This window comes from Citrobacter sp. wls826 (genome assembly GCF_005281245.1).
GTDB classification, from domain to species: domain Bacteria; phylum Pseudomonadota; class Gammaproteobacteria; order Enterobacterales; family Enterobacteriaceae; genus Citrobacter; species Citrobacter braakii.
Genome location: NZ_SZWS01000051.1, coordinates 114,913 through 120,105, shown reverse-complemented (window position 1 = coordinate 120,105; position 5,193 = coordinate 114,913). Strand labels below are relative to the sequence as shown.

Annotated in this window: 3 protein-coding genes and 2 pseudogenes; all 5 read right to left on the bottom strand. The window is 56.9% G+C overall.

From position 1 onward, the window contains the following. Positions 1 to 621 (bottom strand): annotated as a pseudogene (locus tag FDW87_RS22425) (deaminase); the annotation flags it as partial. A 12-nt stretch (positions 622 to 633) separates the two neighbouring features. Further along, on the bottom strand, positions 634 to 1,584 hold the full coding sequence (locus FDW87_RS12130; RefSeq protein WP_016154295.1) for a carbamate kinase family protein: 951 nt from the start codon (positions 1,582 to 1,584) through the stop codon (positions 634 to 636). Positions 1,585 to 1,610: 26 nt separating this feature from the next. Continuing rightward, positions 1,611 to 3,161 carry a hypothetical protein gene (locus tag FDW87_RS12125; protein WP_016154296.1) on the bottom strand — a complete coding sequence of 517 codons (1,551 nt, stop codon included), beginning with the start codon at positions 3,159 to 3,161 and terminating at the stop codon, positions 1,611 to 1,613. Positions 3,162 to 3,278: 117 nt separating this feature from the next. Further along, positions 3,279 to 4,697, bottom strand: coding sequence for a DUF1116 domain-containing protein (locus FDW87_RS12120; RefSeq protein WP_016154297.1), 1,419 nt, complete (start codon positions 4,695 to 4,697; stop codon positions 3,279 to 3,281). Then, positions 4,697 to 5,193 (bottom strand): annotated as a pseudogene (locus tag FDW87_RS22420) (FdrA family protein); the annotation flags it as partial. The gene FDW87_RS12120 and the pseudogene FDW87_RS22420, both read right to left, overlap by 1 nt.

Sequence of the window (5,193 nt, the reverse complement as noted above, 5' to 3'; positions counted from 1 at the left end):
CTGGCGACGCGCCAGCACCGCCTGCAGATTTTCCAGGTTTTTCAGCCCGGAAACCGGTTCGATATTGCAGTGGCTGCGGGCAATCGAGGTGCCTTTTGATTGCAGCAGATCGATGAGCTTTTCCGCGCGCTCCTGCGTGTAAGGCTGGAGTTCAGGCAGCAGTTTTTGCTCAAGGCGGATCATATCCTGAATGGTGGTGCCAGCCGGGCGATTCAGCGAACGCCAGGGACCGCCGTAAAAGGTTTTATCCAGATGGATGTGCATGTCGCGCATGGCGGGCAGCATCAGCTTTCCACCCGCATCGTAGTGCGGCAGCGTCGCATCCGGATGCTGCTTATTCTCACGCAGTGCAACAATTTTCCCGTCCTGAATTTCAACGGTTTGCAGCGCGGTATGGGTATGCACCACCACCGAGTTTTCGTAATCAAACCCCGCTTCCAGCAGGACGTTATCCAGGTAATAGTGCTTATCGTTAATCGTCATTGTGCTCTTCGCCCCGCAGGTGTTCCCGACAGGATTAGCAGCATACGCGACCGGAGCCACTGCGCCAAACAGCGCGGCAGCGGTCACCATTTTTCCGCTCTGACTTAAAAATTCACGGCGGCTGTTACTTTCCTTCATTCACATTTCCTCTCAGGAATGGACAATATGGGTGCCCGTTTCGCCGCGCAGTGCGGCCGGCAGGCATTCCGGCGTGGTGATGATCACTCGCTTACCGCCACGCGCCAGGAACGCCAGACTGGCAACGATTTTGGGTAACATGCTCCCCGGCGGGAAATGTCCCTCCTGCATGTAACGGGTCATCGTTGCGACATCCACCTTATCCAGCGCCTGCTGGTTGGGTTTGCCAAAATGAATACAGACCTGTTCGACGCCGGTGGTGATCACCAGAATGTCAGCGCGGATCTCCTGCGCCAGCAGAGCCGTGGAGAGATCTTTATCAATCACCGCATCCACGCTCTGATAATCCCCCTGATCGCTACGCACCACCGGGATCCCACCGCCACCCGCGCCAATCACCACAAAACCTTGCTGGGTCAGCGTTTTGATCGCCTCAGCCTCGACAATACGCTTCGGTTCCGGAGAGGCGACGACCCGGCGGTAGCCGCGTCCCGAATCTTCAACAAAGCGCCAGCCCGGATTGACCCGCTGCAGTTCATCGCGCTGCGCTTCGCTAAAGAACGCGCCGATAGGCTTGGTCGGGTTAGCGAAGCCCGGATCGTTTTTGTCGACCTCCACCTGCGTGACCACCGTAACCGCCTTCTGCTCACCACGCCGCGCCAGGCGGTTGTTCAGCGCCTGTTGGATCAGATAGCCGATCCCGCCCTGCGTATCGGCGACGCAGTTTGCCAGCGGGGTGAGCGGCAACCCTTCACGCTCATGCGCGATTTCCGCACGCCGTAGATCCAGCCCCACCTGCGGCCCGTTTCCGTGCGTCAGCACAATGTTGTAGTCCGATGCCAACATCTCCAGCACCGTGTCCGCCACCGCTTTCACCGCTTCAGCCTGGTGCTCAATCGACTGGCTGGCGTTATCTTTGATAATGCTGTTGCCGCCAATGGCAACGACCACAAGTTCTTTCATAGTGTTATCTTCCGCTTACAGGCGATTCAGGTCGTTTTCGTCGGTTCCTGCTCAGGCGCAGTCACCGCTTCACGGCTATCAAGAACATGCTTGAGGACAAACATGCCGCTCATCATCAGGTAGGCCACAACAAACATCATCGAACTGCCTTCTGCAAAGCCAACCGCCGGAGAGTGGATCACACCAAACAGCGATAACAGCGCGCCAAAAGCTGCGGCAATCGCCCCACGCAGCGGCTTATTCATAATGGCGAAGATAGCGACGCAGCCCCACAGCATACTGGCCAGCGGCGCGCCGCTTCCCAGATGCACCAGCCCATCGTAATAGACACCTTTGCTGTGCAGCAGGTCGCTGCCCAGTTTCCCCGCGGATGTTCCGGCGGCGCCCATCACGCTGTTGACGATGGTCAACGCCCAGTTAGCGATCCACGGGAACAAGCAGATAAAGATAACGGGAACCTCGACTTTGGGCGTCTCTCGCACCACCTGGTTGGCGGTCACCACGCCGATAAACACCAGAATCGGCACTATCGCAGTCATCGGAATAATCGCGAGCATAAACGCCCCCAGTCCAAACAGCGGTACCAGGAACATGGTGATGCCTGAAGCGAGGGTATAACCGATGCTGGCCCCCATCGCTTTCCAGCCCGCATGCCCAACATATACGGTCACCGGGAATGGGTTGCCCAGCATGCAGCCGAGCATGGAGGCAAAACCGTTCGCCATCATGACTTTACGGGTGTTGTACTCATCACCCGCCGCATGCGCACTTTCAATATTCTCAAGGTCAAAAATGTAGTTCGCCAGACCCAAAGGAACCGCAGAAGCCAGGTACGGCAGCGCGTGCGGCAAACCCTGCAGGAAGCTGTCGACATGGATTTCCGGCGGGTTGAAGCCAAAGGAAGACATCGAAGATTTAATGGCTTCCGGGCTTTGCAAACCGGAGATCCACGCCAACGCTGTACCGGCAATCAGCAACAGCAAACCGGTGGGGATGCGGGCAAAAATCGGCTTCTTACCGAACCAGTTAATGAAGATCAACAACAAGACGATGAAAGAGACGGTCGGCGCTTCGAATGCCTGCAGCATCGGGTTCATCGCCAGCAGCAACAGTCCCAGACCGGACAGACAAGAAAGTAATACCGTACGCGGGATCATCTTGCGGATGGTCTCGCCCAGGAAGGAGCCGCCGACCAGGATCAACGCTTCTACAAAGCACCACACCAGGGCTATCTGGATAGCAAAGTTGGCATCTTTGGTTTGCTGATATACCGGCATTAGCACCAGGAAGGTCACGGTAAAAATTGACGGTGCGCTCGGCCCGGACGGCAGCGCCGTCACGTCTTTGCGCCCGGTGTGCTTTGCCATCTGCAGGCCAAACCAGGCGTAGCAGACGCTGGCCACCAGCACCGCCAGACCAAAGGCAGGCGCAATGCGACCATAGACAATTTCGGTAGGGATCCCGACGACAAAAATGAGCAGCCCCATCATTGTCAGCAGGTTAGTCAGGTTGTTGGTCATCAGCCCAAAGTAAGCAGCCCAGTCACCACGTTTCCATTCTAGTTTTATGCTGTTCATGGAATATCCTTAACAGGTTAAGCATCGTTTGCGATCCCGGGGATCGCCCAGCCCTGCAGGTAAGCAACGTTTTTCGCTTCGCTACTGTGGGGCTAACAGCGTTAGCCCCGATTGTTGTTATTGGCAGTAGCGGTCGCGCCAGTTGAGGATCGCCTTTTCAAAACAGGCGAACGGCGGATGGACTATTCCGGCGCCGATCATGCCGATCCCCGCATCTTTGTGCGCAATTGCGGTGTTAATCACCGGCAGAATGCCGGTGCTACCCACGCGCGTAATGTCGATAGCGGTCGGTACGCCCATAAAACCAAGTAACGGAATGGTAACGTTGGGGTTTTCGCCGAGAGTGATTTCACGCATCTGGCGAGAGAAATCGACCGCCTCTTCAACCGTACCGCCCACCAGCGCCACGATGGCCGGTGCCGTGGCCATGGCAAAACCGCCGATGCCGTAGGTTTCGGTAATTGCGCTATCACCGATATCACGTCCGGAATCTTCGGGCTTATAGCCCGCAAACATTGGGCCAATCACCTGCTGCGCCGGACCGGTAAACCACTGACCCGGTAAGCCGCTGATGCGCAGACCGAATTCAACGCCGTTACGCGCCATCGTCGTAACTACGGTGCTGTATTCGATCCCGTGTGCGGCGTCCATTGCGGCTTTACACATCGCCATCCAGGTCGGTCCGGAGAAGTAATCGCTGCTGAGGACGAACTCGAATACCTCACGCTGCTGCTCAACCGGATAGCCGGTCTGAATAATCCACGGCGTCAGTGCCTGTATCAGTAGCGCCGTCCCGGCGTTATTGCGGTTATGACACTCATCGCCCATGTGCAGCGCCTGCGCCAGCATCAGGCGCAGATCGATTTCGCCCGCCAGCTTCATGGCGTCGCGCAGCATCGGTCCCATCACATCGCGCATCCAGTTCAGGCGATCGATAACGCTCTGATCGTTCGCGCCCATGCGCAGGATCTTCGCCATCTGCTCGCTCATATTGGTGTATGCGCGGTTGCCGTAGGTTTTGTTCTCAACGATGTGCATAAACATCGACGCCGACGTTACACCCGCCATCGAACCGACACAGTCATGCTCGTGGCACGGTGAGAAGATGATTTCACCCGAGGCGGCCAGGTCGGCGGCTTCATCCAGATCTTTCGCCAGCCCTTCAAACACCAAAGCCCCGGTGACCGCGCCCTTCATTGCGCCGCACATTTTTTCCCAGCAGATGGGCGGTCCGGCGTGCAGGATGGTGTTGCGGGTCATGCCCGGCACGACGTTGATCGCCTGGTCATAGCCAATCAGCACAGGATGCGACTGGATAATGCGTTCCAGCGCCTGCTGGTTAGCGGCAGCGATTTTGTCAGCCAGCGGCGAATCGGCAATTTCGTCCAGTGCGGCCACGACCTGCATGTTGCCCTGGCCCGGCGGCGTCCAGTCGAGCTGGGTCACGGGAACATTCTGCTTTTTCAGGTCATCGCTGAACATCGCGATGCCGACGTTAATCACGTTCAGTGGCTGGTTAAACAGTGTCTGGCTCATCAGGCTTCCTCCCCTTTACAGATAAATTCACGTGCCAGCAATCCGGTATTGGTGCTACTGCTCGCCCAGATCACGCCTGCATCGGTCAGCATCTGGCACTGTTTTTCCAGCGACGGCGTATCGAGATCGGTTCCCAGCACGTAGCCGAGGATCTCAAGCGGACGCCCCTCTGCGGCGGCGATCGCTTTGGCTTCGACGATCGCCTCGATCATCACGCCAACCGGATCTTCATGTGATCCATATCCAAGAACGAAGTCCATAACAATCACGCCGACTTCAGGATCGCGTGCTTCCTGCAACAGACGACTAATGCGGTTGGTTGGATCGATCATCGGGTGCGGTTTACCGTTGGTAAAATCGTCATCTCCAAAATCAAGGAAGGTATGTCCCACGCTGCGGTTGAGATCTGTCAGGCGAAAAGCCGGATCCGGATGAATGTTGCTGTAAACTTCTGCATGTTTTTCCATGGCAGCAAACATCGCCTCATCGCACAGCG

Bases quoted from the DNA above. Each gene is read 5' to 3' on its own strand.
- FDW87_RS12130 (WP_016154295.1), bottom strand. From the start codon at position 1,584: ATGAAAGAACTTGTGGTCGTTGCCATTGGCGGCAACAGCATTATCAAA.
- FDW87_RS12125 (WP_016154296.1), bottom strand. From the start codon at position 3,161: ATGAACAGCATAAAACTAGAATGGAAACGTGGTGACTGGGCTGCTTAC.
- FDW87_RS12120 (WP_016154297.1), bottom strand. From the start codon at position 4,697: ATGAGCCAGACACTGTTTAACCAGCCACTGAACGTGATTAACGTCGGC.